Origin of the sequence: Chryseobacterium daecheongense, assembly GCF_003729955.1 — a bacterium.
Taxonomy (GTDB): Bacteria; Bacteroidota; Bacteroidia; order Flavobacteriales; family Weeksellaceae; genus Chryseobacterium; species Chryseobacterium daecheongense.
In genome coordinates this window covers 572224-598522 of sequence record NZ_RJTX01000001.1, presented here as the reverse complement: position 1 = coordinate 598522, position 26299 = coordinate 572224, and the positions used below count along the sequence as shown (strand labels likewise).

28 protein-coding genes are annotated in these 26299 nt (G+C 36.0%); 8 read left to right on the top strand and 20 right to left on the bottom strand.

Annotation, left to right across the window (positions count from 1 at the left end):
• Window positions 1–230 precede the first annotated feature (230 nt).
• The 4 genes from EGI05_RS02755 to EGI05_RS02740 all read left to right on the top strand — a co-directional run bounded on the left by EGI05_RS02755 (window position 231) and on the right by EGI05_RS02740 (window position 4532).
• Entirely contained in the window at window positions 231–1172 is a 942-nt protein-coding gene (locus tag EGI05_RS02755) for a type VI secretion system baseplate subunit TssG (RefSeq protein ID WP_123261534.1), read from the top strand.
• A gap of 54 nt (window positions 1173–1226) precedes the next feature.
• Window positions 1227–2129: a TssN family type VI secretion system protein gene (locus EGI05_RS02750; RefSeq protein WP_123261533.1), complete on the top strand. Its 903-nt coding sequence runs from the start codon at window positions 1227–1229 to the stop codon at window positions 2127–2129.
• Window positions 2130–2153: 24 nt separating this feature from the next.
• Window positions 2154–3293: a hypothetical protein gene (locus EGI05_RS02745; protein WP_123261532.1), complete on the top strand. Its 1140-nt coding sequence runs from the start codon at window positions 2154–2156 to the stop codon at window positions 3291–3293.
• A gap of 78 nt (window positions 3294–3371) precedes the next feature.
• Window positions 3372–4532, top strand: coding sequence for an aminotransferase class V-fold PLP-dependent enzyme (locus tag EGI05_RS02740; RefSeq protein WP_123261531.1), 1161 nt, complete (start codon window positions 3372–3374; stop codon window positions 4530–4532).
• Window positions 4533–4614: 82 nt separating this feature from the next.
• Here EGI05_RS02740 and EGI05_RS02735 read toward each other — a convergent pair whose 3' ends face one another.
• From EGI05_RS02735 to EGI05_RS02715, 5 genes are all read right to left on the bottom strand, one after another.
• Window positions 4615–5694: an alpha/beta hydrolase gene (locus EGI05_RS02735; RefSeq protein ID WP_123261530.1), complete on the bottom strand. Its 1080-nt coding sequence runs from the start codon at window positions 5692–5694 to the stop codon at window positions 4615–4617.
• Entirely contained in the window at window positions 5691–6077 is a 387-nt protein-coding gene (locus EGI05_RS02730) for a hypothetical protein (protein WP_123261529.1), read from the bottom strand. Before EGI05_RS02730 ends, EGI05_RS02735 begins: the two co-directional genes overlap by 4 nt.
• Before the next feature lie 98 nt (window positions 6078–6175).
• Complete coding sequence (locus EGI05_RS02725) at window positions 6176–6955, bottom strand: LytR/AlgR family response regulator transcription factor (protein WP_123261528.1); 780 nt, start codon at window positions 6953–6955, stop codon at window positions 6176–6178.
• The gene (locus EGI05_RS02720; RefSeq protein ID WP_228428537.1) at window positions 6952–7896 is read right to left on the bottom strand and encodes a sensor histidine kinase; all 945 of its coding nucleotides are present in this window, start codon (window positions 7894–7896) and stop codon (window positions 6952–6954) included. The genes EGI05_RS02725 and EGI05_RS02720 overlap by 4 nt, the downstream gene beginning before the upstream one ends.
• A 223-nt stretch (window positions 7897–8119) precedes the next feature.
• On the bottom strand, window positions 8120–8773 hold the full coding sequence (locus tag EGI05_RS02715) for a metal-dependent transcriptional regulator (protein ID WP_123261526.1): 654 nt from the start codon (window positions 8771–8773) through the stop codon (window positions 8120–8122).
• An 85-nt stretch (window positions 8774–8858) separates the two neighbouring features.
• On the opposite strand from EGI05_RS02715, the gene EGI05_RS02710 reads away from it, so the two are divergent.
• Entirely contained in the window at window positions 8859–9905 is a 1047-nt protein-coding gene (locus EGI05_RS02710; protein ID WP_123261525.1) for a threonine aldolase family protein, read from the top strand.
• Between the two features lie 35 nt (window positions 9906–9940).
• Complete coding sequence (chrA, locus tag EGI05_RS02705) at window positions 9941–11074, top strand: chromate efflux transporter (protein WP_123261524.1); 1134 nt, start codon at window positions 9941–9943, stop codon at window positions 11072–11074.
• Window positions 11075–11157: 83 nt separating this feature from the next.
• Here chrA and EGI05_RS02700 read toward each other — a convergent pair whose 3' ends face one another.
• The 15 genes from EGI05_RS02700 to EGI05_RS02630 all read right to left on the bottom strand — a co-directional run bounded on the left by EGI05_RS02700 (window position 11158) and on the right by EGI05_RS02630 (window position 24411).
• Window positions 11158–11658, bottom strand: coding sequence for a hypothetical protein (locus tag EGI05_RS02700; RefSeq protein WP_123261523.1), 501 nt, complete (start codon window positions 11656–11658; stop codon window positions 11158–11160).
• 134 nt (window positions 11659–11792) lie between these two features.
• Complete coding sequence (locus tag EGI05_RS02695; protein WP_123261522.1) at window positions 11793–12350, bottom strand: DUF4256 domain-containing protein; 558 nt, start codon at window positions 12348–12350, stop codon at window positions 11793–11795.
• A gap of 53 nt (window positions 12351–12403) precedes the next feature.
• The gene (locus EGI05_RS02690; protein WP_123261521.1) at window positions 12404–12793 is read right to left on the bottom strand and encodes a DoxX family protein; all 390 of its coding nucleotides are present in this window, start codon (window positions 12791–12793) and stop codon (window positions 12404–12406) included.
• A gap of 17 nt (window positions 12794–12810) precedes the next feature.
• Entirely contained in the window at window positions 12811–13389 is a 579-nt protein-coding gene (locus tag EGI05_RS02685) for a YdeI/OmpD-associated family protein (RefSeq protein WP_123261520.1), read from the bottom strand.
• A gap of 5 nt (window positions 13390–13394) precedes the next feature.
• Window positions 13395–13862: an SRPBCC family protein gene (locus EGI05_RS02680; protein WP_123261519.1), complete on the bottom strand. Its 468-nt coding sequence runs from the start codon at window positions 13860–13862 to the stop codon at window positions 13395–13397.
• Window positions 13863–13867: 5 nt separating this feature from the next.
• Window positions 13868–14191, bottom strand: a complete 324-nt coding sequence (locus EGI05_RS02675; RefSeq protein ID WP_123261518.1) for an ArsR/SmtB family transcription factor — start codon at window positions 14189–14191, stop codon at window positions 13868–13870.
• Window positions 14192–14262: 71 nt separating this feature from the next.
• Window positions 14263–15963 (bottom strand): endo-beta-N-acetylglucosaminidase, encoded by a 1701-nt coding sequence (locus tag EGI05_RS02670; RefSeq protein WP_123261517.1) that lies wholly within the window; start codon window positions 15961–15963, stop codon window positions 14263–14265.
• 271 nt (window positions 15964–16234) lie between these two features.
• Window positions 16235–17041 (bottom strand): hypothetical protein, encoded by an 807-nt coding sequence (locus tag EGI05_RS02665; RefSeq protein WP_134197377.1) that lies wholly within the window; start codon window positions 17039–17041, stop codon window positions 16235–16237.
• 394 nt (window positions 17042–17435) lie between these two features.
• Window positions 17436–18842: an MBL fold metallo-hydrolase RNA specificity domain-containing protein gene (locus tag EGI05_RS02660; RefSeq protein ID WP_123261515.1), complete on the bottom strand. Its 1407-nt coding sequence runs from the start codon at window positions 18840–18842 to the stop codon at window positions 17436–17438.
• A gap of 14 nt (window positions 18843–18856) precedes the next feature.
• Window positions 18857–19285, bottom strand: a complete 429-nt coding sequence (locus EGI05_RS02655) for an Hsp20/alpha crystallin family protein (protein ID WP_123261514.1) — start codon at window positions 19283–19285, stop codon at window positions 18857–18859.
• A gap of 60 nt (window positions 19286–19345) precedes the next feature.
• On the bottom strand, window positions 19346–19732 hold the full coding sequence (locus EGI05_RS02650; protein WP_123261513.1) for a Rossmann-fold NAD(P)-binding domain-containing protein: 387 nt from the start codon (window positions 19730–19732) through the stop codon (window positions 19346–19348).
• 84 nt (window positions 19733–19816) lie between these two features.
• Window positions 19817–20869 (bottom strand): response regulator, encoded by a 1053-nt coding sequence (locus tag EGI05_RS02645; RefSeq protein WP_123261512.1) that lies wholly within the window; start codon window positions 20867–20869, stop codon window positions 19817–19819.
• Window positions 20870–20877: 8 nt separating this feature from the next.
• The gene (locus tag EGI05_RS02640) at window positions 20878–22071 is read right to left on the bottom strand and encodes a PAS domain-containing sensor histidine kinase (RefSeq protein ID WP_123261511.1); all 1194 of its coding nucleotides are present in this window, start codon (window positions 22069–22071) and stop codon (window positions 20878–20880) included.
• Window positions 22072–22165: 94 nt separating this feature from the next.
• On the bottom strand, window positions 22166–23041 hold the full coding sequence (locus EGI05_RS02635) for a universal stress protein (protein ID WP_123261510.1): 876 nt from the start codon (window positions 23039–23041) through the stop codon (window positions 22166–22168).
• Between the two features lie 8 nt (window positions 23042–23049).
• A complete protein-coding gene (locus EGI05_RS02630) occupies window positions 23050–24411 on the bottom strand; it encodes a L,D-transpeptidase family protein (protein ID WP_123261509.1) in 1362 nt (453 codons plus the stop codon).
• A gap of 215 nt (window positions 24412–24626) precedes the next feature.
• Between EGI05_RS02630 and EGI05_RS02625 the strand changes: the two genes are divergently transcribed.
• Together EGI05_RS02625 and EGI05_RS02620 are read left to right on the top strand one after the other, a co-directional pair.
• Window positions 24627–25241, top strand: a complete 615-nt coding sequence (locus EGI05_RS02625; protein WP_123261508.1) for a hypothetical protein — start codon at window positions 24627–24629, stop codon at window positions 25239–25241.
• Window positions 25242–25265: 24 nt separating this feature from the next.
• Window positions 25266–26288 (top strand): glycoside hydrolase family 130 protein, encoded by a 1023-nt coding sequence (locus tag EGI05_RS02620; RefSeq protein WP_123261507.1) that lies wholly within the window; start codon window positions 25266–25268, stop codon window positions 26286–26288.
• The last annotated feature ends 11 nt before the right edge of the window (window positions 26289–26299 follow it).

Genomic DNA, 26299 nt, shown 5'->3' with positions numbered 1-26299 from the left:
AGACTTTCTGAACTATGATTAAAATAAAATTAAATTCTTACAGAAATATTACATCAAGTTTCACTGCATGATTTTTCGTAAATTTATTGCTTAGTTGTATTTTATTCTTATTTATTTCAATTAATTAGTCTTTTAATGAAAAATTAACGTATAAAATATTTTTTCAACTATATGAGATATATTATCTTTACAAGTCTATAATCACAGGAAACACCAAATCACAGAACACTATGTATGAGAATAATATTGTAGACATGCATTACAATAAGCTACAGACAGATTTCAAGGCTGAAGCTGTAGCGGTGAATCTTCTGAAATACCATAGAGCGGTAAGCAATATCTTCATAGAAAGAGTAGGAATCAATGACAGGGCTTACTTAAAAGATATCAAGAGTATTTCAAGCCATTATATGGGCTTTGATGAAGAGGTTTTTACGATAGAAACTTACCGGGAAGGGATTTATGATTATTTGCCGGAAGGTCTGTTTCATCCGCCGTCTCTTACGACTTCCAGAAAAAATGTGGAAAACGTGGTGCGGGAAATCCGCAAGCAAAAGAAAGTTGAGGAGGATGCCCGAAAATTTTTCCGCCCATTCGAGCTAGAAATATTTTTCACGGAAATAAGCGGTCTGCTTAAGGAGTTCGATTTTGATATTTCCAGTGATACCGATACTTTGCTGGAAACCATCAGCGAACTTTGGCCTTTGGTCAATATGCTCGACAAACAAAATGCTTATATTTTCATCCATATTTTGCCTTTTTTTCATGAAATCAGGGGAGATAAGGAATGGTTTGAAAGGTGTTTGTCCGCTTTTCTCCAGGTTCCGGTGAAAGTAACGTTTGCTCCTAATATTATTGATGATATAGAAGAAAATGATGATTCTATGTTATTGGGAAATTCGAGACTGGGAGTTACATTGATACCAAGCGGAAGACATATGGATGGGGAGAGAAACTGGGTCGTGAATATAGGTCCGATTCCTTATGAGAATGTAAAACAATATGTTCCCGGAAGTCCTTTCAGGAAAATACTACAGGCTTTATATGATTATTTTCTTCCGGTAACCGTGGATGTGGAAGAGAATTTTATCACCGAGAAAAAAGAATATTCCTTCGTGCTGGAAGATAATGTAAGAAACGCTAACCGCCTCGGATATTCTACTTTCCTGTAAAATATTTTGCTATATTTACAATCACCAATAAAATATTAATTTGAAATTTATAAGATGGAAGTTTCTTCAGTAAAAGGGATCTTTTTGAGATATATTTTGATGCCTTTAATAGCAGTTATAATGATGATCATTTTAGGAGTGATCAGAAGAAATAAACCGGCTATTAAAATTAAAGTCATTATCATATATGTTCTGCTATGCGGGTTGTGCCTTGCTTTGCCAGGCTTTTTCGGATTTGCCAAAAATCTGTTCAATCCTTACTGGTATCTTATTGCACAGATCATTTATCTTATTTTCGGAATTATTCATGTGAACTTACTGGATAAGTATTTTAAGAAGCATATTGATTCCTTGTCGATGAGTATTTTATTTGAGACGATTCTTTCCATTACCTGCATCGTCGTCGGAGGATTTCTTTTTGTGCTGTTTTTCAAATGGACGAGCAAAGGAATAGGATACCCTGTAATGGCAGCTACGAGTATGCTGATATTTCTTGTTCCGAGAATATTTTACTATTGTTATATCCAGTTTATCAGCATTCCTTTTGATATTTATAAAACATGGAGATATTCTCCGGAGCAAAAGCTTCCTGACTTTGATGGGGTGGATTTTGACCGTCTCATGGTATTGAATGTTGAATTGAGTAAAAATCTGGAAGACGCCAACAGATTTAGAATCAAAGCTAAAACGCTTCCGACAGGGGTTACGTTCGGAGATTGGTTTTACAGGGTTGTAGATGATTATAACCATAAAAATCCCAATTCGATCATTCACCTTACGGATCGTGAAAAAGAACCTTATTACTGGATCTTTTATACTAAAAAATCGTTCTTCAGTTTCAGAAAATATATTGATTTCGACCAGGATATCTCTACTAATGACATCGCAGAAAATGATGTTGTGATTTGTAAAAGAGTGATCCAGCATGAAGAGGAAGGAATTGCAAGAAAACCATAATCACAAATTTTAAAAGTATTTAATATGATACAGCCTATTAAACATTTTGCAATCAATTGGGTGGATGGGATGAAAGTTTCCCAAAGGCACCTGAATGATCAGGATAATTTTTTAATTGATACCATCAGAGATTCCAGTTCTCTTGGGATCAATACTTATAATTACGGACTTTTACCCATTTCCAACGAATTTACGGACAGAACGATCTTTGATGTTCACAATACGGCTACCAATGATGTACAGTTAGTAATCAAACACTGCAGTGCCGTTACGATGGCCGGTTACAGAATCGAGCTCAACGACAGGAGAGTGAGCGTAAAATCCTTAGCCAAATCGATGAATGAAGATCAGGCAGACGGAGAGTATTATATTCTGATCTCTGTAAATCCGTTTGATAAAGTACCTTTTGGAGATATAGATCCTGAAGAAATTCCGCCACGTCATCCGAATGCACAGCCGAATTATCATATAGAACTATTACCTGTAACGTCTTTAAACAGCAGCTATTCAGGTGGAAATTATCTGGTAGTAGGAAAGGTTGATTTAAAAGGAAATATAGCACAGGTGGACTCTACTTTTATTCCGCCATGTACTTCCATTCAGAGTCATCCTGCTTTACTGGATTATTATAATAGTTTTGCCAAATCTATCGGTAATTTACAGCAATATGCTTTCAAGATCATTCAGAAGGCATCGCATAAAAACCAAAACACAGCATTAGCTCAAAATGTTAAATTCCTGTGCAATACGATGGTGAACACATTTGGCGATATGTATTTCCAGTTCAGAAATATTATTCCATGGCAGCCGCCGGTATTTCTGATCGAATCTTTTGCTAAACTAGCTCTGCGACTGTATAATTCAACACAGGTTCTGGTTCCTGCAGAATTGGAAGAAATGCTGAATTACAGCTTGGAATGGAGTGAAATCGCACCGCATACTTTACTGAATCAGTTATCCATTGTGGCGGAAACGAACTATGACCACCATAATTGTGGAGAACCTCTTCTTTACATTCAGCAGATGTTAAGAAGCCTGGAAATCATTTTCTCTAAATTAAGTGAGCTGGATTATATCGGACAGAGAAAAGAAAACATTATTGTCAACGAACAGGAAGTTTCCAATAATGCCAATCCGAAAAGAGGCTGGAGTGTTTTAGATTAACCATATTATATGAGTCCTGAAAATTTTCAGGACTTTTTATTTTGAATAAAATTTTAAGAATACCAATCATTATTAAAAATGAATATAGACTTAATAAGAAAGGAAACAGCAGGTTGTTCAGATAAAATATTTTTAAATAACGCAGGGTCGTCATTGATGCCTGAGATTGTTGTGAATACGATGGTTGACTACATCAAACAAGAAGAACAGTTTGGAGGGTATATAATCATGAACAAAAATCAGGAAATAATCAGCCAGTTTTATGAAGAAACAGCAAAGCTGCTAAATGGTAAGCCTTCCAATATAGCCTTTGCAACCAGTGCAACGGATGCGTATGCAAAAGCTTTATCAAGTATTTCTTTTAAAGAAGGAGATTGTATCATTACAACCATAGACGATTATATTTCCAATCAGATTGCTTTTATTTCTCTTCAAAAGAGATTCCATATTGAAGTTATAAGAGTGAAAAACCTTTCGGATCATGAAATTGATCTCGAGGATTTAGAAGCTTTAATCAAGAAACATCATCCTAAATTAATAGCTGTTACTCACATTCCCACCAATTCCGGACTGATCCAGAATGTGGAGGGAGTAGGAGCCATTTGTAAAAAATATGATATTCTTTACCTGGTAGATGCCTGCCAATCTGTAGGACAATTGAAGGTGGATGTTCAGAAAATTGGTTGTGATTTTCTTACCGCAACGGGAAGAAAATTTATGCGGGGGCCAAGGGGAACAGGATTTCTGTATGTTTCCGACAAAGTTTTGGAACAGAAATTAGTTCCGTTATTTTTAGACATGAGAGGAGCGAATTGGACCGCATTTGATGATTATGAAATTTTCCAGACAGCAAGAAGGTTTGAGCATTGGGAAATTTCCTACAGTTCATTACGGGGACTGACGGAGGCTGTGAAATATGCCAATACAATAGGATTGGATCAGATAGAAGATTACAACAGAAAATTAGCAGAAACCCTTAGAACTGGGCTTCATACTAAGGGATATAAAGTCCTGGATGAAGGTAAGCATTTAGCGAGTATTGTCACATTTTGTAATAAGGATAACGAAATTGAGAATATTCAGAAAGTCTTTTCCCAAAGTAAAGTTTATTTTTCCATAAGCAATAAGAGCTCTGCATTAATAGATTTCACTCATAAAAACATCAATGCGGCAATACGTCTGTCGCCTCATTATTTCAATACCCTTGAAGAAATTGAAACAGTGGTTGATCTTTTATAAGGTAAAATTGGAAAATAAAGATATAACAGAAAAGAACTCGCATTATGCGAGTTCTTTTCTGTTATATCATTCTCTTTTTTAATTAATTACAGTAGGAAATTCGAGGATTAGTGCTGCTTCCACATTGAAATTGATATTTGCTTTGCGGATAACTAGGCAACGGGTTATCGGTTACTTCTAATGGGATCATTGATTGTCCATTGTAAGAAGGCATAGTGACTTGCGCAGCGGAACCATTCCCTAAAGCAACATTTTTGGCATTGGTATTTCCGTTGAAACTGTAATCCATCATGGCATCCAAAAGACGGTATACGCCATAATAGTCCAATGCATCAAAAACCTTTCGGGAGCTTGGCATGGCATGATCAGTTACATAATTATATCCATTAATAGTAGATGATTTAAAATAAATAAAATCTTTTTCAGTGTTGTTAATATTGATGTTTTTAAAGATATCGATTGCCATTCTGTGATCATTTACATCATCTTCATCATAGACCTGCATTATCATTTTTGTATTGGCTGGAAAGCTTTGTAATTGCTGCTGGGTGGTTAATGAACTATTCCAGTTAAAAGAATACCATGGTGCCATTATGAAAAGAAAACGGGCATTCTGTCCCCAGCCTTTTTCCGTAAATGCTTTATAGGCAAGGTCGATGCTTGCTCCGCCTCCAAAGGAATGCCCCATGAAGCCTACTTTCTGAGTGTCAATAATGTTGGGATAATCTGTGGCAGCCTTTATGAAGCCTTCCCATAGGGTCTGGTAACGGTGATCAACACTGATATCAATAGTACGGTAAGGGACAAATACCACAACATAGCCCTTCTTTGCAATAAAGTTATACAGCTCTATATTGTAATCTTTATCCTCACCGCCAAATGGGTGTGAAAAGAATATAGTAGGTCTGGGAGAAGTAATCCCTTTTGGATAGAAAATTGAAATCTGCGTTCCTGCGTACTGTGGATTATTAAAATCAATTTCCGCCACTTCATAGTTTCCATCTGCACCATATCCTGATGCAGGCTTTTGTATGGGCCCCTGAAGGCTGTTGCCAAGCTTTGACTGAAGAGAAGCAGTTTCGTCATTATCGTTAGTGTCCTGAGAACATGCCGAAGCGGTAATAAACATAATCATTACCCATGGATACAATAGTTTTTTCATTTTCTTTTGTCTTTAATATTTTGAGCCATCTGATCTTTCATCTCCTCATATTTTTTATATTGTCCTGCATCCAGAATTTGGCTTAGGGCATTAGATTTTTCTTTCTGTAAAGCTTTCAGTTTTTTGAACTTAGAGAGTTTACCTTCGTGACTTTGCAGAATTGGGTCATTCTTTTGGGCGTACTGAAGATTAAGTGCAGAGACCTGCTCAACTTGTGTCGGATTTAATGCTAATTTAGTTTTCATCCATTCCGTCTGCATCTTTGCACGCTGTTCCGGAGTACTGTCCTTTAATTTTTTTGCCTGTGCCGATACATTTGTAAATATCATGCACAGAAATGCCGCTACAAGAAGTGGCCATTGTTTTTTTTGTTTTAAAAGCATCTTTGAAAATTTTAATTTTATGAAACAAATGTAGCAATATCCATAGCTGCCTGTAAGATAAAAAAGGGTGAACCTGCTAAATCCCGGGGTGAAATTCATTATTGATCCAGCCACTTTCTAAAATGCATGGCTTTTGCTTTACTGACAAGTATCTGCTCCTGAGGTAAAGGATGTATCTTAACAAGCAATCTCCCATTAAAGAAATATTCCACGGCATCGACGGCATTTTTATTAATGATAAACTGGCGATTGGCTCTGAAAAAGAGAGCAGGGTCCAGTTCATGTTCCAGTTGTTCCAGTGTAAATTCCACCACATACTGCCTGCTATCAGCCAGATGTGCATATACTATTTCGTTAGCAGTGTAGAACCAATTGATCTTAGCCGCTTCTATTGGGAGAAGTCTTCCGCAGTAATGAACCAGGAATGACTTTTTATATTGTTTCGTTGCATACTTAAGTTCCTGCAACAGGGCTGCTGTTTTAGTCTGTTCATTTTTAACATCTGAAGCAATAAGCGTATTGTATTTAAGCAGAGTCCGCTGTATTTCTTCCCCGTCAAAAGGTTTCAAGACATAATCAATGCCGTTGTTCCGAAAAGCCTCGATGGCATAATCATTATATGCGGTAACAAAAATAACAGGTTTTCTTATGTTTACCTGTCGGAAGATTTCAAATGATAACCCATCAGAAAGCCTTACATCTGAAAATATGAGATCATAAGCACTGTCATTTGAGGTGAACCAATCCACTGCTTCTGCTATACTTTGCAGTGTCATAATAATTTGTGCATCCTTATTAATTTCTTTGAGGATATATTCTAGATTTCGTGCGGTAGCAGCTTCATCTTCAATAATTACAATATGTAAATTCTGTGTCATAACAAGGGAAGCTTTACAATGAAATATTCTTTGGTCTGATGGATTTCTATCTCATGATGGGTTTGCAGCTTATATCTTTCATTCAGGTTGGTAAGACCAAGTCCGGTCCCCTCTGCCTCACTGATGGTGGGTTGGAGATTGTTTCGGATAATGAGCCAGGTATTTTCTTCATAAATCTCTATTACTAAAGGTGATGAATCTGTAGCCCTGTTATGTTTAACCGCATTTTCCACCAAGGGTTGCAGTGATAAATGAAGTACTTGCTTATGTATAAGATTTTCGCTGATATTGATATAAATCTGAAAGGTATTTTCCAGCCGCATTTTCACCAGCTGGATATAGGACTTCAGGTGCTCAAGTTCTTTTTCAAGGGTTACCAGATCGTTGCCTGAACGGAGCAGTGTATATCTGAAGATTTTGGAAAGATGGAGAATATAGTTTTGGGCCAGAGCCGGATTTTCCCGGACTATAGCGGAAAGACTGCTCAGTGTATTGAAGAGAAAATGCGGGTTAAGCTGTTCCTGGAGTAGTCTCAGCTGTGCCTGAAGGTAGGCGGAATTGAGCTGTTCATTGATCAGGTCTTTATTTCTGCTTTCACGCATCAGAAGAATAAGGCGGATAACTACAGCAATCATGATACTGCTGAGCAGAAACCGGGCAAAATATCCTCTCATTCTTCCACCCGGAAGTTGAACAGCTCCAAAAAGCAAAGAATGGATCACGCTTCCCAGCACAATAGCTGCCACAACCACCAAGGCATTAAATGTGTAGAGTTTCCAGTATTTTTTGTTTTCTCTAAGTACACTCAGAAACTTACCCTTGGAGAGATTAAGATATAGTAATAGAAGGCAGAACATCATATTATAGAAAAACTGGAAACTATATTCACCAATATTGAACTGCCAGTAACGGGCAATAATCCCATCACTATTAAGGGCCATCAGTTTTGCAGAATTGACTACCAATGTAATCAAAAAGGCACTATAAAGATATATTTTTCTCTCATTCTTATTCATTAGTGCAAAGAAAGCAAAATATTAAAACCGATGATATAATTAAATGGGTGAAGCAGTAAAAGCTGATGGTGAAATGATGTACTCGAGGTATCATACGGTAAATTCGGAGGCAATCATATACCAGTGTACATTGAAGTATATTGTTACTCTATTTTTTGACCAGTATTTTCTCAGTGGCTTTTCTGCTCAGCACTTCTTTTTTACCTTCAATTTCAATGGTCATGGATTTATCGAAATCCTCAATTTTAATGACTTTGATCTTGGTATTCAGTAGTAATTTTCTTTCGTTCAGATAGCTTAGAAATGCATCATCAGAAAGGGTAACAGAAGCAAAAACAACGGTTTCATCAATGTGACAGTCGCTTAGTTTCTGTAAATCCTGTGCAATGATATTTCCGTCTTTGTCAGGAATAGGTTCACCGTGAGGATCGAATTTGGGATAATCCAGAATTTCATCCATTTTATCGAAGAAAATCTGAGAATGAACGTGTTCCAGCTGTTCTGCAATTTCATGAACATTTTCCCACCCGAAATTCATTGTTTTCACCAGAAACATTTCCGTAAGCCTGTGTTTACGTACAACCAGAGCGGCTTCTCTTTTTCCGTTGGTAGTAACGATAAGAGGCTTGTAGGTTTCGTAGATCACCCAGTTTTTTTCCGCAAATTTCTTCATCATATTATTCACACTCGGCATTTTTACGTTTAAAAATTTGCTGAGCTCATTAATCGTCACCTTTCCTTCATGATCAACCAAATGAAACAAAGCCTTCAGATAATTCTCTTCTGTTAATGTTGTTTTCAAAATGTTAGATGATTTTCAATACAAATCTAACAAAATATTATGAAAATCCTGCTCTTGATGTTTTAACTTTTTTTAATTTTACTCTATGAAATTTTCATTCAAAAACGATTATTCAGAGGGATGTCATCCTCTTATTTTGCAGGCTCTTTCAACATATAATTTAGATCAGCAAGCCGGTTACGGAGAAGATGCATATTCTTTAAAAGCTAAAGAATATATTAAAGAGAAAATGAATAATGCCTATGCGGATATTTATTTTGTTTCCGGCGGAACACAGGCTAATCTGATTGTGATTTCATCTATCTTAAAGCCCTATCAATGTGTTATTTCCGCTTCTACAGGACATATTTTGAATAATGAAACAGGGGCAATAGAAGCAACCGGACATAAAATCCTGAGCATTGAAACGGCAGATGGAAAGCTAACGCCTTCAGATATTATTCCTGTATTGGAAAATCATAGAAATATTCCGCATCAGGTAATGCCTAAAATGGTATATATCTCTAATTCTACGGAGTTGGGAACCATTTATACTGTGAAGGAGCTCAAAGAGCTTTCTGATTTTTGTAAGGAAAATAACCTGTACCTGTTTATGGACGGAGCAAGAATGGGACATGGCTTAACATCGGAAATCAGTGATCTGACCCTTGAACAAGTTGCTGCTCTTACAGATGTTTTTTATTTGGGCGGGACTAAAAACGGAGCTTTGATAGGAGAAGCCATTGTCATTAATAACCAAAGCCTTCAGCAGGATTTTGCCTTCAATATCAAGCAAAAAGGGGCATTGCTGGCAAAAGGAAGATTGCTGGGGATCCAGTTTTTGGTATTGATGAAAGATGATTTATATTTTGAGTTGGCTAAACACGCGAATCAGCAGGCAATGAAAATTAAAAACGCCCTGAAGGAAAGGGGAGTGCATTTTCTTTCAGATACTTATACCAATCAGATTTTCCCAATTTTAAGTAATGATTTAATTGAACTGCTATCTGAAAAATTTGAATTTTACGTCTGGAAAAAGATGGATGAGGATTTTTCCGCTGTTCGGTTGATCACTTCCTGGAATACAGGTGATGAAGCTGTCAATAGCTTTATTGAGATGATCAAGAGTGAATTGTCAGCAGAAAAGTCTTGAATTAAGAAGGTTTAGATTATTGAAGATAATTTCACATGGATTTCAAAAAAAGGAATAAAGAAAACCATCTAAAAGAACTCGCCATCGTTTTTTTGAAATTAGGTTTCACTGCTTTTGGGGGGCCGGCTGCTCATATTGCCATGATGCAACAGGAAGTGGTTGCCAAAAGAGCTTGGATGACGGAACAACATTTTCTGGATCTGATGGGGGCCACTAATCTTATACCAGGTCCCAACAGTACGGAAATGGCCATCCATATAGGACAGGATAGAGCAGGATGGAAAGGATTAATGGTTGCGGGATTATGTTTTATAAGTCCAGCAGTCTTTATTACCTTGTTTTTTGCTTGGTTGTATAAGGAATATGGGCAACTTCCGGAAGTTCAGCCTTTTATATATGGAATAAAACCGGCAATTATTACAGTGATATTGAATGCTGTTTTCCCACTTGCAAAAAAGTCTTTAAAGACAATGGAATTATGGATAATAGGTATTCTGGTTCTATTACTTTCCTTTGCCGATATCAGTGAGATTATTCTCTTATTTGGAGCGGGTATTGCGGCGATTCTATTGCATTTTATCCGGCAGAGAAATATCAATGGTTCTCTTTTCCCCTTGTTGTTGCCGTTTCAGGATTTTGTTTTGACTTCCAGACATTTGAAATTGTTTCTTATCTTTCTTAAAGTTGGGGCTATATTGTATGGAAGCGGGTACGTTCTGTTTGCTTTTCTTGATACGGAATTGGTAAGCAGAGGTCTCTTAACAAGGCAGCAGTTGTTAGATGCAATAGCAGTGGGGCAGTTTACACCGGGTCCGGTTTTTTCCTCTGTTACTTTCATTGGATATCAGATTGATAATTGGTCGGGAGCGTTGGTTGCTACTTTAGGCATTTTCCTGCCATCATTTGTTTTTGTGGCATTATTGAATCCTATTGTAAAGATGATGCGGAACTCAACATTTTTTTCATCATTTTTAGATGCCGTAAATGTTGCATCAATAGCGATTATCATCTTTATATGTTATGAAATGGCGAAAGACAGTATTTCAGATTGGAAAACTGTGTTTATTGCTATTATTTGTTTCATGATTATGATTTTCTACAGAAAAATCAATAGCGCCTGGATAGTCTTATTGGGAGCTTTATCAGGATATACTTTACAATATCTATAAATCTCTTAATTGTACAAATAGAAAACAGCCTGACCAATCAGGCTGTTTGTATGTTTCTATCCTTAGAACAATCTTGAATAGTCTTATTTCAGAGCTTCTGTGACAATCTTGCAATCAGCGGTCTTTAATTTATGACCTGCATTATAGTTGATTTTATTTTCGTTGGTATATTTCATTTGCCCGTTATCATCTTTTTGCTCACCAATTCCTTCAATCAAAGTATTGTCTTTTTGTATGAAGAAAATGTCTCTTTTACTTTTTATTCCTTCAGATTCAAATTCGTAGGTAAGTTTTAAGGTATCTCCTGATTTAAAGCCTGTAACATCTCCTTTGGAGCTGTCTTTCTCATGATTTTTGTAAGACATTTTTCCGGTGATGGTACCTAAGTTGTCATCAATGCTTGCGAAAACAGTGTCTTGTCCTACCACGCTCATATAGCAGAAAGATTTTGGGCCTAAAGTATCTACTACAGTTTCTGCTACTGCTGTAGAATCTGGTTCAACCTGAGGTGTTACTGTTTCCGTTTTTTTGTTGCAGTTCATCAGAAAAACAGAAAGAGAACCCAGTAAGAGCAATTTTTTCATAATTCCTTTTTATTATGTTAAATCAAATTTCAGACGCTAAAATAACAATACTTATCTTAAAAAGAGGATATGCTTAAAATTATTTTAGATTCTTCTCTAATAACGTGAAAATATTATTATAATTGTTTATTCTATCAGACTTTTAAGGCCCCTCTGAATCCCCTTGCGGCATAGTAGGAATCTGCACCGTTGTGATATGTAAAAACAGTATTGTAGCGACGGTCACAGAATATGGCACCGCCAAGTTCTCTGATATGAGCAGGAGTTTTTATCCAGCTTGAGGTTTTCAGATCAAATTTGCCGAGCTCCTGTAATTGTCTGTATTCTTCTTCCGTGAGAATTTCAATTCCCATATCTGAAGCTGTATCAATAGCATTGCTTTCCGGTTTGTTGGCTTTTCTGGCTTCCCATGCAGGATAATCGTAACAAAGGCTTCTGCGTTTCGGACTTTCCGGCGAACAGTCAAAGAAAATATATTCATCCGTTTTTTTATCATAACCCACTACGTCCGGTTCTCCCTCGGTTTCTTCCATTTCGTTCAGTGACCATAATTTTTCAGGATTTTTCTCCAGTTTCGACTGTATTTTGTTCCAATCTAAACCTTTGTGACGGGACGTATTCTTTTCAAAACGCTGATGTAAAACTTTCAACAGTTTTTCGCTTTGTTCTGGGGTGAGTTTCTTTTTGTTCATATTATACTGTTTAGGGTGATTTTAATTATTTTAATAAATTAAATGTACTGATTTTATGAAGTGACTTTTCGATCAGCAGGTCTGAAATACCATGAGATGATCACTAAGGCCAATAGTAATACAGCAGGAAAGGTTTTACCGAAGGGATCTCCAACAATAAGATGTGAAATTACTGCTCCGGACATGACAAAAACAAAGCCTGCATACGCCCATTCTTTTAGTAATGGGGTTTTGGGAATAAGAATAGCAACGACTCCCAATATTTTCCAGACCGCAATGATGGTCATAAGGTACAGAGGATATCCTAATGTAGTAAAGTTCTGTACTTCGTCCGGATGCTTCATAAGCTGAACAATAGCTGTAGAAATCATTCCTAATGCTGTCCATAGGGTAAAGATCCAATAAATGATCTTGTTTCTTTTTTGTGATTTTTGTGTTTCCATGTGAGTTTATTAAGTTGTTAATCGTTTAAGCCTTTTCTTTTAAGGATTTGAGGAATATATTTTTCAATTCTTGCTTCGCGGGTTTTGGGTTGCTTGGCAGAGGAGAAGTGGAGGAGGTATGCCCTTTGTCTGCCCGGTGTTAAAGCTTCAAAAGCCTCTTGTAATTCCGGATTTTCGTTCAGTTTGTGTTGAAATTCTTCGGGCATTTCAAATTCCCTGGTTTCCTTCATTTTTACCTGAATGCCGGATTTTTCGACTTCAACAGCTTCATAAACATACGTTTTTATAACTTTTTCCCAATCATTAATCTCCTGAAGGCCGGTAAAACGGATTTGCCGTGCAGCCTGAACATTTTCCGTTTGCTGGATAAGAATGTTATCGGTATCCTTTAATAAAGCACCTTTAAAGAGTAGGAGAGCGCAGTATTCTTTAAAGCCATGGATCAAAATAATATTTTTACCATGATACGTATAGCATGGGCATCCCCATTTTACTTCCTCTTCAAGACCCGTGTCCAAAAGAATGGTTCTTAGTTTTTCAAATTCTTTTTGCCATTGTCCGGGTTCGTCAAAGAAAAAATCAGCTTTTGGGTTCATGATCCTTATTTTAATTGATTCACAATTTCCTGAAGACGGTTATGGGCCATATTAATGCCCTGTGCAAATGGTAATTTTAACATCTGATCCCTGTAATCCACAGATTGATAAATGGTATGTATCGTAATTTTACTGGTCTCATCCGTCAATTTTTCAAAGGTGATGTATTCAAGCTGAGCAGGGAAAGGAGTGTTTTCCATTTGAAATGTCCTGATGATCTTCTGGTTGGGAATAAATTCATGAATGGCTCCGTGAGCTTTGAAAACCACATCTCCTTGAGGATTGGTAATTTGGAATTCATAGCCGCCGTGCTGCTTGTTTTCAAGCCTCAACACTTTGTTTCCCATCCATTGCTCTATAAGTTCTGCTTCGGAATACGCTCTGAAAAGTAGTTCTAGAGGCAGATCAAATTCCCTTGTGATGAAAATTTCCTGTTTGCCATCTTCTGCGTGTATTTTGGTCTTTAGTTCCATGTTTGCTATTTTTTGGATTGGTAATTTTTCATGATGCTTTCCAGTTTGTTGAATCTGTCATCCCACATTGTACGGAAAGGTTCAATAAAATCGGCGATTTCTTTCATTTTGTTTGGATTGAGGTGGTAAATGATCTCCCGGCCGTTTTGTTCCTGTCGAAGCAATTCACATTCTGTAAGGATTTGCAAATGCTTTGAAACGGTAGGTCTTGCGGTATCAAAATTCGACGCAATGGCGCCTGCAGTCATGGACTGTGTGGCTACGAGCATCAGTATTGATCTTCTCGTAGGGTCTGCAATGGCTTGAAATACATCTCTTCTCAGATTCATTGTGTAGTTATTTGACTACAAATATATGTGTAGTTATTTAACTACACAAATTTTCAGGGTAAAAATTTAAATTAATTATTATAAATGTTGAATTGACCTAAGTTGAATGTATAATTATTTACAGTCTTTCCGGTGTGAAAATTTAAAGCAATCACTGCTATTTCTTTCCGTGCATAGGAGGATAGGTCGAAAGTAATGGTATTCCATTCAGAGCTGGGCGCTGTCCCTATGTCAAGATAAACAGGCTTGGTCAGATTATCACTGAAATAAAGCGCTAATCTGGCATTGGTATTTCCGGCAGCCGGATATTTATAGGCTAAAGAAAACTTTGTTTTTGGAGTGGCTGTAAGTTTTGTCTGGAATAATTTCACCGTAACATCATTCGCAAGATTTCCTGCAAATTGGATGGAGCTTCCTCCATTATAAGCATCATCAAAATAATATGAGGGGCGTAGAGTATTGGCATTCAAATCCGCGGAAGAAACAGCCCATTGCCATGAAGGCAAAATATCCTGTTTTCCCATATTGGACCAGTTTTTAGCAATTATCTTTCCATTCGTTGCTACAATTTTTCCTTGTCCCACATTGAAATTTGTTTTGAAGGGAAGCTTGTTAATGACCATACGAACAGGCACATAATATCCAATTCCTTTCCAGATATGGATTCCATCAGGATCTGTTACTGCAACATTGTTATCATCTCCGGAAAAAATACGGGACTCTGTCTTATAGAAGTTGGCATAATCATTAGGATCTGTATTGAAATTGGTCAGTCCGCTGTTGTACGTCAGATTCATGGCAAATAAACCTAAAGAAGTTTTCGGGCTGTTTACAGGACCTGCATTTCCAGCCGGACCATAATTGTTGAATAATTGTGTAATCCACGTATAGTCGGGAGATCTGGTAAATAAAGCCTGTGCGCCGGTTCTTTTAGGCCACACATCGGCACCGGTATATACATCGAATGGGCTCCTTTTGATATTTTCTGCTGTGGTTACAGAGGAAGCAATCTGGTCAGATCCCCACCAGTAATTAGTAAAAAAGGCATCTGAAACCCGGATTCTACCATTCTGCAGGAGGGGAGCATTGGCATTATTCAGGGCATTTTGATAAGAAATTTCGCCGTTTGGTATCATAGCATCATACCAATGGATTTCCATACCTTTGGGCTTTGTGGTTTCTAATTGTGTCAACATTTCCATAAACTGCGAAGCAACGGATGGAGAAACAGATGATTCTACATTGAAAAACCAACCATCAAAACCATAATATTGAGCAATTTCAATCAGCTTTTGGGCAGCAATAAATTTTCCTTTGATATCTTTTTGGATGAGAATATTCATTTCCTTGTCATTGGGAAATACAGTTCCAATAATTTTAACTCCGTTTTTGTGAGCAGTATCTACCCATAATTTGGAGGGAACAGATATTTTTCCTGCAAACCAGATAAAAATGTCTACATACTGCCAATTGGTAAAATTAAAGGTGTTGAATTTATTTTGCTCCGTATACCAGGCTCCCCAGGTATCCATACCATCCGGAGCATAGCTTATTTTCATATTGAAGCTTTGTGAAGGATTAAGTTGTGAAGCTAGCGTTTTAGTACGTGTAGCCAATGGCATCTTAGAAACATTTCCAGGTAAGGAAGAACCTGAGGATGTCCATGAATTGAGTTCACTGAATTCCAGTTGAAGTTTATTTTCTACAGTCTGTGCGATGATCTTATTGCTTGAAAAAGCAATTAAAAGAATGAATATCGCTGCCTTTTTCATATTTGGTAATTGTTAATCCTAACAAATTTAGTGTTTTCAGAGTGAATTTGATGATGGAAACAGTATAATTCAAACTTAAATTAAAAATCCTATAATTTATATTATGTTAAATTATTCATGATGGCATATATCTTATTAAATTGAGATTTTAAAATTTTCAGTGAATTTGGTGGATCTGCTCAGTTATTTATTTTTAAAGTTGAACTTTGTACAAATGTCCAATCGAAACCGCTCAGCCCAGCTTTTGGCAATACCTTATTAGGCGGCGTTTTTATATATTTGAATCTGTAATTATTTTCCATTTTCCCTCGGAGTCTTTTCCCCAAACAAGAATATACTTGCCATTATAACTTCCTGTACATTGTCCAATTTCAAAAGCAAAATTGGCATTTACCGCCTTTAATATTAAAGGATGGAGCTTTAAATGGTAGTTTTTGTTATCCATATAATTATATTCCTTTATCAAATCTTCTGTTCCTTTTACTAGTGGTTTATGGTTGTAATAAATGGTATTGTTACTGTAGAGTTCTTTGACTAGGTTTTTAGAATTATTCTCATTGCAAAGTTGAACCCATAATTTTCGTCTTTCAGATATACTTGTTGTGTCGACTTTTTTAGCTTCTAAATTACTTTCGTTACTGAATTCAAATTCTCGAACTATCTTTTCATTTTCTATTCTCCAAATTACAATTCCAATAAACTCTTTTCGATTATCAATTTTATAACTAATTAATTCATAATTTATTTTTCTCTTACTATTAGCCTCTACACTGAATAGTGATTTTATTGATGTAATTTTACCTTTTTGAACGTTATAATAATTGGCTATTTGGCTCGAATTCTCAATTATATTATCAGGAGAAATAATTTTAACTGAATTAGCATCATAGAGATTTTTAATGGAATCTACATTATTTTTATTTATGCTATTTGCCCAATTTTTGAGGTGGTCAGGAACATTTATGTTTTGGGCTATTATAGTTTGAGGATTTGATATATTTCCTTTTTTAATTTCTTGTTGTTTGCATCCCATAATTATCAGAAAAAGGAATGTCAAAATTATAATTCTTGATTTCATTCGTTGTTTTTAAAATGTCGCCTAACGTTTCGGGGCTTGGTGATGGCGGGCATTTCGAAGCCGAAACTTTCAACTAAAATACAAATTTCTACTCTTAAATTGCGTTAAGTAAATTTAATATTTTTACGATGATTTGAAATTTTTGTTATCAACGGCAAAGTAAAATATTTCAAAATTTACGGCAAGGAACTGTATATAAATTTGTTTTATCAAATTATAATTCAATAGAAGTTCATATTCAAAACTATATTTAGAAAAGTTGTTTTCAGAGTTAAATTATGCCTACAAGAATAAAGTATATAACGAAGGAAATATATATTTGTCAGAAACTACTAATAATATTAAAGTAAAGTTGATTATTAAAGATTCCGAAATAATTACTATCTATCCATTGTTAGAATAATAATTGTGATGAACTTACAACATTTACTTCACTTAAAACTACCTCTTGATCTTTCATCATAATTGTAACCGGGATCTGAAGTTCGGTCTGTATTTTCACCCGTAAAGCTTCCAGCGCAGAAAATTCTCCATGCACAAGCATGATCTGTTTTGGCGGATTTTCATATTTTTTAATCCATTCCATTAATTCTGATTGGTCTGCATGGGCTGATAATCCGGTAATTTCAACAATATTTGCTTTCACTGGGTAAAATTTTCCGTGCATTTTAAGCTCATGAGTACGGTTAAGCAATGCTCTTCCACGGGTACCTTCGGCCTGAAAACCGACAATTAACACCGTATTTCTGCTGTTTCCGATATCATGTTTTAAATATTCAAGTACACGTCCTCCCGTTACCATCCCACTTCCTGCAATGATGATCTTGCTTTTTTTATCCTGGATGATTTTCCTGGTTTTTTCATATTCCCTGTTAATCGTAATATGCTGAATAATTTCCAGCCATTCCTGTTGGTCTATTGTAGTATAATTGGCGTAATGCAACATGATATCAGTAGCCGAAGCAGCCATTGGGCTGTCTAACACGATAGGAATATTAAATGGAATTCTGTTTTGTTTTTTTAACTGGTGTAGAATGTAGATGATTTCTTGAGCCCTTCCTACTGCAAAGCTGGGTATGATAATATTTCCATGGTTTTTAACGGTGATATTGATCCAGTGTTCCAGTTCGTCATACAGATCTGTGTTATCATGAAGTCTGTCCCCGTAGGTGGATTCCATTACCAGAAAATCTGCATGAGTGAAAAAATCGGGAGCAGGCAGAATAGCACTATGGTTTCTGCCTATGTCTCCCGAAAAGATGATGGTTTTCTCAAAGCATACGACTTCTACGGAGCAGGCTCCGATGATATGTCCGCATGGTTTAAACCTGAAGTGTACATGGTTACTAAGTTTAATTTCCTCATTTTCATTTACGATAACGAATTGATTAAAAGCTTTTTCGGTATCATTTACCGTATACAAAGGTTTTGCCGGATGGTGTTTGGTATAGTGATGACGATTGGCTTTTTCGGCATCTTCTTCCTGTAGTTTGGCGCTATCCAGTAAAATTAATTTGGTGAGCTCTTTGGTGGGGCTTGTCATGTAAATCTTTCCTTTAAAACCATTTTTTACCAGAAGAGGAATATAGCCGCAATGATCGAGATGAGCATGGGTGAGAATGAGAGCATCTATTTCTGAAATGTCTGTATTCAGCGATTTCCAGTTTTGTTCTCTCAGATATTTAACTCCCTGAAAAAGTCCGCAGTCTATTAATAGAGTGAGTTCCGGAGTTTTTAATAAATGCTTGGATCCTGTAACGGTTTCAGCACCTCCTAATGATTGTAAAGTGATAGATTCCATGGCTGTATATTGTATTAATCTACTTTGATCTCCTGAATATTTTTTTGATCAGGGTTTGCTTTCATGACACTGATATTTAATAATCCGTCCTGATAATTGGCTTTGATCTGTTCCTGGGTGATATTGTCCGGCAGACGGAAGCTTCGGGAAAATGAAGACGTAGAGAATTCTTTTCTTAAATAGTTTTCTTTTTCCTCTTTGCTTTCTGAACTGGTTTCGGCACTTATAGTAAGCGATCCGTTTTCGATGGCTACTTTAAAATCTTCTTTTTTAAAGCCCGGTGCTGAAACTTTTACCTCATAAGCTCCATTTTTATCAATGATATTAACGGTTGGATAGTTATGATTGAAGATAGGATGGCTGAGAAATCCATCTGCATTCCAAAAATCTTCAATAATGGATTTCAATGAGGTAAGCGGGTTGGTTTTTTCTAAGGTTTTCATAACAAAATTATTTTAAGTTAACAGGTCAAAGGTATATTGAACTGATTTTTCTAACCATGATTACAATTCTGTTTGAGAATGATTCTCATCACTTTTTTCCAAATGATCTAATAGCTCAATAATTTGAGTAATTTTTGCTTTTGACTCTACGTTTCCAATATGGATGAACTTTAGTCTTGAGTTATGGCTGATTGACAGATCCAGAATACATTGTTCCCGTGATTGGTAAATGAAATATTTCACTCCAAAGGAGATAAGCTTTTCAAGAATATGGGTTGTAATCTGACTTTTCTGGTCAATAGTGACTACAGCATCTTTAGTCTCTGCAAAATGAACAGTAGTTTCATCCAAAGGACATATGATTATGGTAATCTTATGTTTTTTATGATTGGCCAATGCGAGAAGTTCTTTATCTTCCTGGCTTATATGGTATGCTACTATTTTCATTGCCTCTATTCTATTCAATACTCAAATTTATTGAACTGATGGAAGGCAATGCGTGTGTAAGGTCATGATAAAAAATGATAGATATTAGTTTTTTAGCTTTTGAAGGCGTACAGCGTCAAGGATTGCAATTTTGCTTGCATTTCTGTCTATCAGTCCTTCATCTTTGAAATCACTGAGAATTCTGCTTACGGTTTCAATGGCCATTCCTGCCATGGAAGCAAGGTTTTCCCGGGAAATATCAAAACTATTGGTATCCGGATGTTTTGCCTGTAATCTGATCAGGACTTCCGCCATTCTTTTTCTGACGGAAAAATAAGCCAGCTGTAATAGCTGTTCTTCATGGCTGATCACATTCTGGGCAAGAATTTTGATGAACTTTTCTGCCACATCGGGATATTTGTAAAGTAACTCGTCTATTACGGTTTTCGGAACCGAACACAAGGTGCAGTCTTCTAATACTTCTGCGTTTTCTTTATATTCATTTCCGGCAAACAATGAAGTGATCCCGAAATATTCTTCAGGACCATGAATACCTGTCATAAGCTCTTTTCCGTCAATGGTCATTTTCGTTGTCTTTACCGAACCGGAAAGAATTAAGTAAACGGCATTTGCAGCATCACCCTCATCATAAATGACCTGCTTTTTTTTATAGCTTTTGATTTTTCTTTCATCAAAGGATTTTTTTAATTCGTCAAGGCCTTTTGAAGATTCAAATAGATGGGTGATCTGATCAAGATTGGTACTGTAAAGCTTTTTTTGACGTTCTTTTTTTCTCAGTCTGGTTTCTATGGCATTCAAAAGTTCAATATCATCGAATGGCTTGGTAAGATAATCATCGGCTCCCATTTCTATTCCTTTCCTGATCTCTACCCGGTCGGCTTTGGCGGTGATGAAAATAAAAGGAATGAGTGCAGTATCCTCTCTTTTGCTTAAAAGATGCAATACACCATATCCATCCAGTTCAGGCATCATGATGTCACATAATATAAGTTCAGGAATATGCTTAATAGCCAGCTCTATTCCATTTTTACCATTAGAAGCCTGTAATACCTTGTAATTGGCCAGTTCAAGAATTTCTGCGGTGCTTTCACGGATATCATCATTATCCTCAATAATCAAGATCTGTGTTTTTTCCATCTGAATGGTTATTTAGTTTTTCTTTTGAACGATAAAATGAAGAGGGTTCCTGAATCAGGCTTACTTTCAAAATGAATATGCCCGTCCATGAGATTTACATACCTTAATACGATATTGAGCCCTAAACCGGTGCCTGGAATATTACCTGTGTTATGCGCCCTGAAAAACGGCTGAAAGAGTGCCGCATGATCTTCCTGTGGAATGCCTATTCCATTGTCTTTTACTGTAAACAGATAATGCCCTTTGCTTATTTCTGTGGAAAATTCGATCAGAGTGTGTTCTCCTGAATATTTTATGGCATTGCTGATTAAATTCATCAGGCAATTTCTCAATAGGTTTTGATCCAGATTTATCTCACTTTCAGATCCGGTGTGCTGGTAAATAATGATCTGATCTTCTTTGGTGATAAGCTGCATTTCTTCGGTAAGTTCTTCTGAGAACTTCACAACATCAAATGTGTCATAATGAGGAGCTACAATTCCGGCTTCAAGTTTTTCCAGAGAAAGGAAATCATTCAGAATCCCATTTAAGCTGGCAATTGCATTTTTTATTTTATGAAGGTGTTTGAGTATTTGGGCATTGTCAGAAGTCTGAAGGTATTTTTCGATCAGCACAACAGAAAGCTGCATGGAACTTAATGGGGTACGGAATTCATGTGAAGCCATTGAAACAAAACGGCTTTTCATCCGGTTCAGCTCTTTTTCTTTTTCGAGGGAAAGATTAGCTTCTTCTTTTGCTTCCTGCAGCTCATACAGCATTTGCTTAAGTGACTTTGTTCTGCTTTCTACCAGCTCTTCAAGCTCAATGGTATAGTTTTTAAGAAATTCTTCTGCTTCTTTTTCTTTAGACAAATCATGGATAAAACCCGTATAGATCACCCTGTCATGAAGCTGAACTTCGCTTACGGCGAGTCTGAAAGGAAATTCCGAACCTCCTTTTCTCAACCCTTTTACCTCTCTCCCCTTTCCTATTATTTTTTTTTCTCCTGTATTTTGATATCGATGCAGATACCCGTCATGTCTGCTTTTATCCGGCTCAGGCATCAATACTGAAATATTTTTTCCTATCAAATCTTGTTCCTCATACCCAAATATTTTCAGTGCAGAGGGATTAATGCTTTCTATCAAACCCTTGTCATCAATGGTAATAATACCGTCAATAGCTGTTTCTATAATGGCAGATAAAAGTTTAGCACTTTCCATAAATTACTATATTATCCCTAGTATAAAGATATGAAATTTAGGAAAATTAATGATGAAGAATGTTAATTTTTAGATAGTATTATGTTCGTTTCAATTAAAAATAGATATGTGCGTTTTCGGGAATAATCATTAGAGGAATTTCTAACTGTTGAGCTTGTCTTGAAGCGTGACTACTTGTTACCAGTCTGTTTAAAAAACCTTTGTGATGATGTCCTATAACCAATATGTCTATATCTTTATTTTTCAATATGTCTATACCATAGTCTATATTTTCGCTATAGATACAATTATAACAAATGTTTCCGTCAAGATGTTTTAAAAACAGTTCTTTTTTATGGTCATATGCTGTATCCTGTATAACATCATTATTGCTTTGAATAATATGGGTAATTAAAAGTTCAGCATCAAAATATTTTGCAAAATTTATTAATAGCTGGGCTGTTTTTATATCTTTTTTATTCAGATCTGTGGTAAAAGCGATTTTTTTTAGATCCTTATATTTATAGTTTGTTGGAACTAAAAGAAGCGGGTACTGTGTATGTTCTATCATTGTAACACTGTTGCTCCCAAAGAAAAAACGGGTGAGTTTGCTTGCTCCCTGCATACCCATCACAATAAGTAAAGTTCTATGATTGGCTGCAGTATTATTGATTACCTGAACAGGATCTCCTGCTTCAGAAGTGTAGTATATGGCTGGATGAAATGGAAAAGCTTCATCACCCCATAAAATTTCTTCTTTTTCTTCTAATGCTTTTGCTTGTTTTTTCAATGCCTTGGTATTTTCTTCCTGTAATACAGGATAGTCATATAATGTCCAGGCGGTTTGCCCCAGCATGGGACTTTCAACCGGTACAGAAAAAGCATGACAAAGATGAATATTACTTTTCAAGGCGTGTGCCAGATAAAGAGCATGGTTGGCTGCATTTTTGGCTGATTTTGAATAATCGGTAGGTACTAAAATCGTTCTCATTGTTTTAATTATTTATTCAGATTAAATTTATTTTCTAAAAGAGGATCAAAATGGTAAATGTCATCATAGAAGACTGGGGTTCCGTCTTTTATTAAACATGTCAGATAAGTGACAATAAGTGGGACAGGCTGTTTTAAGACGAAATCCTTTCTTTTATACTGTACCATTGCAGTTTCTAAAACCGGAATCTGATCCTCGGAACCATCATATTGTAAAAGCTGAAAGGCCAGCTCTTTGGCTTTTTCTACCCGAATGCATCCATGGCTCAAAGCTCTTACAGTCTTATTAAACAACTGTTTTTGTGAAGTGTCATGAAGATACACTCCATAGGAATTAGGAAAACGAAAAACTACAGCGCCCAATGCATTGTCACAACCGGGAGACTGTCTCACACTATAACGCTGTGGATTTCTTCTGATTTGCTGAAGCTTGCTTGCATTGACTTCCACTTCATTGCCATGCTGATCATAAACAGAATAATGGTTATTTTCCAGATACTGCATAGTAATTTTTGGAAGCATTTCCTTTATAAATATACTTTGAGGAACTTTCCAATCCGGTGCAGAGGTAAAGTAATTAATAGTACTTTCCAGAGTAGGACTTTTTGTGGAAGGTTTCCCTACAATGACTTTGGAATGAAATACTGATTTTTTCTGATGAAATTCCAGCGTGTAAGAAGGAATGTTGACTAATATATAAACCTCACTTTCTGTATTTAACCAACGCAGGCGCTCCATATTGATGATGATCTTTTTTATTTCTGCCTCATGAGCCTGAAGATTATTATTGGCATAGAGTGTATTCAGATAGTTTTGAAAATCAGTATAAAGCTGTATTTTCGGCTGAACCTGAAGGATCAGAGAGAGAAGGTCTTCTTCTTTCCTTACTGATGATAATTGATCAGCTGCATAAAAACCGTTGATAGAATTGGCATCAATATATGAGGCACTATAAGAAGGATTATATCTTCCAAAATGTAGATTGTTGATGAAACTAATAAGGGCATCCGTCATTAAAATATCCAGGCCGGCTTTTTCTGTTTGGGCAATTTTTTCCGGAGTATCTCTTATGATTTTTAATTTTTCAAAGGTAAGTTCCTGCAAGTGATAATCCGAAGATGACAATCCCAATTGATAGGCGCAATCCAGCAAAAGCATTGCTGCCCAAGCCTGACTTTGTTTCGAGGAAGCTGTCCATACATATTCAGGATTTTTGTTATAAAACTTAAGGACAGATTTTGGATAATGAAGTTTTGAAAGGGTTTCTTTATCATTCAATAAAAAAATGATTTCATTATTCATCTTAACGTCCTGCCCTTTCAACATAATCATACAGAGAAAAACAATTCCTAAACTAAGTATAGCTTTCATGGTCCTGGATTTAATACTGTAAAATTCCAAATTATAGATGGTCTGAATAATGACAATTATCACGAAAAAAAATGATATTATAGGTTGATTTTAAGTTGATTAGTATCATTATTCAAAGTGACGCCTGTCATATTATTTTCAACACAGTTTCAGGAACTTTGGGTTGCTTTAATTCTTTACAGAATTGAAATTTAATATTCATAAAACTTATTGCCATGAAAAAAATTCAATACATCCTGTTTATCTTTTTTATAGTATTTATAAACTCTTGCAGTTCTACTCAAATAGTCAACAGCTGGAGGGATCCGGATAAACATATTCATGCAGGAGATTGGAAAAAAGTATTAGTAGTTGCCTTATTAAGAAATGAAACCAATCGCCGCAGAACTGAAGATGAAATGGTAAAATATCTTCACGGAAAAGGAGTTACTTCTTATAGTTATTTAGGAGAAAAGTTCAATAGGAATGATGAAGAAGCATTGAGAAGTAAAATAAAAAATGATGGTTTTGATGCTGCTATCACAATGCGATTAATAGATGTCGATAAGGAAAAAATATTTGTTCCGGAGCAGCACTATATGTATCCTATGTATTATTCTGATTTCAGCAGATACTACTTTAGAAACTGGATGTATTATACTACTCCCGGGTATTACACCGTCACTAAAAAATTCATTATCGAAACCGTCATCTATTCTATCCAGGATGATAAGATAATATGGTCGGGCATTACAGAGACCTATGATCCGGAAGGAGTGAAAAGATTAACCAACGAAATTGCACATGCTATCCGTAAAAAAATGTTGCAGGAAGGGTTCATTGAAGAATAATAAGAAATAGTTATAAATACTGCCATGATCAAGGTAAAAAAAGAAGGAGTTGTACTGGAAAAAACCAGTCACGGATTTGAAAGTATAGGCGTACTGAATCCGGCCATCCTGAATGAAAATGGTATAATTCATATGTTTTATAGAGCCGTTAGTAAAGACAATTATTCAAGCATTGGTTATTGTAGATTAAAAAAACCTTTGATCATTGAAGACCGAATGGAAATCCCTATTCTTTATCCGCAATATGATTATGAAAAGAAAGGTGTAGAAGACCCTCGTATTGTAAAAATTGATGATGTATATTATTTAACATATACTGCTTATGACGGTATCAATGCGTTAGGTGCATTAGCTACATCCAAAGATCTTGTAACATGGGAAAAAAGAGGATTGATTACCCCACAATACTCTTATGAAGAATTTAAATATCTGGCTGAATCAAGAGGGGCATTGAATGAAAAATATTTCCGTTTCAACGGAAAATATATAGTGCCTAAAAAAAACGGGAAAAAAGTACTTCTTTGGGATAAAAATGTAATACTTTTTCCAAGACGTATTAACGGTAAACTATATTTTTTACATCGAATAAAACCCGACATTCAGGTCGTTTGTATTGAAGATTTAAGTGAATTGACGCATAATTTCTGGGACAATTTTCTTCTTAAATTTAGTGATCACATTGTGCTTTCACCAAAATATGACCATGAAGTCAGTTATCTGGGAGGAGGGTGCCCTCCTATTGAAACCAAAGAGGGCTGGCTCCTTATCTATCATGGAGTTCATGATACAATAGATGGCTATGTATACTGTGTTTGTGCAGCACTATTGGATTTGAAAGATCCCACCCATGAAATAGCCCGTTTGCCCTATCCATTATTTAAGCCTGAACATGAGTATGAATTGCATGGAATAGTTAATAATATATGTTTTCCTACCGGAGTTTTGGTTTGTGAGGATACACTTTATATATATTATGGTGCAGCAGATGAGCATGTGGCCTGTGCCTCTGTTTGTCTTTCGGAATTGCTAAAAGAACTAATTACCTAAAAAAAACATCA